The organism is Xanthomonas sp. SHU 166 (genome assembly GCF_000364685.1).
GTDB classification, from domain to species: domain Bacteria; phylum Pseudomonadota; class Gammaproteobacteria; order Xanthomonadales; family Xanthomonadaceae; genus Xanthomonas_A; species Xanthomonas_A sontii.
On the sequence record NZ_AQOJ01000827.1, the window covers coordinates 1 to 2431 of the forward strand.

Annotated in this window: 2 protein-coding genes and 1 pseudogene; 1 reads left to right on the plus strand and 2 read right to left on the minus strand. The window is 69.6% G+C overall.

Annotated features, from left to right (window positions below; genetic code table 11):
- Positions 1 to 131: pseudogene (locus tag D180_RS23550) on the minus strand (signal recognition particle-docking protein FtsY); the annotation flags it as partial.
- Positions 132 to 540: 409 nt separating this feature from the next.
- On the minus strand, positions 541 to 1248 hold the full coding sequence (locus D180_RS18930; protein WP_017911046.1) for an AraC family transcriptional regulator: 708 nt from the start codon (positions 1246 to 1248) through the stop codon (positions 541 to 543).
- Positions 1249 to 1420: 172 nt separating this feature from the next.
- Here D180_RS18930 and D180_RS18935 point away from each other — a divergent pair, with 172 nt between their 5' ends.
- Positions 1421 to 2362: a 4-hydroxyproline epimerase gene (locus D180_RS18935; protein ID WP_017911045.1), complete on the plus strand. Its 942-nt coding sequence runs from the start codon at positions 1421 to 1423 to the stop codon at positions 2360 to 2362.
- Positions 2363 to 2431 lie beyond the last annotated feature (69 nt).

A 2431-nucleotide genomic window follows, 5' to 3' on the forward strand; every position in this document is an offset into this window, starting at 1 on the left:
GGCGCAGGCGCAGCGGGTTCGGCGCTTGCCGGCTTGGGGAAGGCGGCGGCCAGTTCCTCGATGCTGTAGCGCTGCGTGCGGCTCTCGCCGGCGTTGTCCTGGGGCTTGTTGCGGCGGAATAGGCTGACCATGGATGACGCGTGGACCGGAAACGAAGAATGCTACCACTTGCGACCTGAGCGGCCGGTGCAGCGGGGCGGGCCGGGATGGTTGGCAAGGTGGGCTTCGGGCGTCGCGACTGCGTGTGTCGCGCCAGGCGCGGTTCCTGGCCCTTTGCGGGATCAGCCGCGACAGGCGGGTGCCCACTGAAGCACAGTCGCGGGGTGCAGTTGCGGAATTGCCATGGTTTTTCGACGTAATGGCTCCGCCGCACCCTCACCCCAACCCCTCTCCCGGAGGGAGAGGGGCTTGTCACTGTGGGCGCGGGTGTTCGTGGGGAGTCGAAACTGCTCCTGCGACAGCCTCAACAGCGTCGCGATCCCAACGCCCGCATTCAGCCAAAAAACCAATCCCGATTCCCCATTCCCCATTCCCAGCTCTTCACAGCTTGCCCTTCATCGACCGGTAGTCGCGCGGGGTCATGCCCACGGTGGCCTTGAACTGGCGGGCGAAGGCGCTCTGGTCGGCGAAGCCGCACAGCTGGCCGATGCTGGCGATGCTGTCGTCGCCGTGCAGCAGGCGCATCGCCGCTTCGATGCGCATCTTGGTCAGCAGTTGCTGCGGGGTCAGCTGGAACACGCGGCGGAAGTGCCGCTCCAGTTGCGCCACCGACAGCTCGGCCAGGTCGGCCAGGGTCTGCACGCGCAGGTTGTCGCCGTAGTGCGCCTGCATGTGTTCCATGGCGCGGCTGATGCGCTCGTAGGCGGAATGGCGGCTGTCCGGCTGGCCCAGGTCGCGGGAGATGCCGACCACGCCGATCACCTCCTCGCCCTCGCACAGCGGGCGCTTGAAGGTCAGGCACCAGCCGGGGGTGCGGTTCGGGAACAAGTGCACTTCGAGCTGGTTCTCGATCACCTCGCCGCACAGCACGCGCCGGTCCTGCATCAGGTAGCTGCCGCCCAGCGGCAGCGGGAACACGTCCGCCGCCGACTTGCCGATCAGGTCGGCGCGGTATTTCTTGCCCAGCCGCCGCACCAGGGTCAGGTTGACGTGGGTGTAGCGGCCGTCGCGGTCCTTCACGAAGAACACCACGTCCGGCAGGGCGTCGAACAGCGTCTGCAGTTCCAGTGCCGAAATCAGAGTGTCCATGGCGTTCACCTGCGGAAGTGGGCGGCGGTGCGGGCGCGCCGCCGCGCGTCCCCCGAATGTCGATGCTAGCCTAAGTCGGCACCGGCGGGCGTCGCCGGGTTGTGCGAACTTCCGCATTGGCGACAGGCAAACGCTGCTAGCCGGCGACGGTGCCGAATGTGAGCATGGCCCCATGCATACACTCGATGTCATCGACTCGCACAGCGCCGGCGAACCGACCCGTGTCGTCGTCTCCGGCTTCCCCGATCTGGGAACCGGTTCCCTGGCCGAACGCCGGGAGCTGTTCCGCACGCGCTTCGACGCCTGGCGCAGCGCCATCGCCTGCGAGCCGCGCGGCTCGGACACCATGGTCGGCGCGCTGCTGCTGCCGCCGGTGGCCGCCGATGCCTGCGCGGCGGTGATCTTCTTCAACAACGTCGGCTACCTGGGCATGTGCGGCCACGGCACCATCGGCCTGGTGCGCACGCTGGCCGAGCTGGGCCGGCTGAGCGCGGGCACGCACCGCATCGAGACGCCGGTAGGCACGGTCGGCGTGGAACTGCACGCCGACGGCCGCGTCTCGGTCGACAACGTCGAGAGCTACCGCCACGCCACCGGCGTCGAAGTGCAGGTGCCCGAGTACGGGCGCGTGCGCGGCGACGTCGCCTGGGGCGGCAACTGGTTCTTCATCACCGAACAGACCCCGTGCGCGCTGGAACTGCGCCACCAGCGCGCGCTGACCGCCTACACCGAGGCGGTGCGGCTGGCACTGGAGGCGGCCGGCATCCGCGGCGCCGACGGTGGCGAGATCGACCACATCGAGATCAACGGGCCGGCGCCGGACGCCAGCGCCGATGCGCGCAACTTCGTGCTGTGCCCGGGCCTGGCCTACGACCGGTCGCCCTGCGGCACCGGCACCAGCGCCAAGCTGGCGTGCCTGGCCGCCGACGGTAAGCTGGCGCCGGGCCAGGTGTGGCGGCAGCAGGGCATCCTCGGCAGCGTGTTCGAGGGCAGCTACACGGCCGGTGCGCGCGGGGTACTGCCGCGCATCACCGGGCAGGCCTACATCACTGCGCGCGCGCAGTTGTCGATCGATCCGCAGGATCCGTTCGCCTGGGGCATCGGCGCCGCATGAGCGGTTTCGACCTGATCGTCGTCGGCGCCGGCATCGTCGGCGCGGCCTGCGCCGATGCGGCGGCGGCCG

Excerpts from the sequence above, each read along its gene's own strand:
- D180_RS18930 (WP_017911046.1), bottom strand. The coding sequence starts at position 1,248 with ATGGACACTCTGATTTCGGCACTGGAACTGCAGACGCTGTTCGACGCC.
- D180_RS18935 (WP_017911045.1), top strand. The coding sequence starts at position 1,421 with ATGCATACACTCGATGTCATCGACTCGCACAGCGCCGGCGAACCGACC.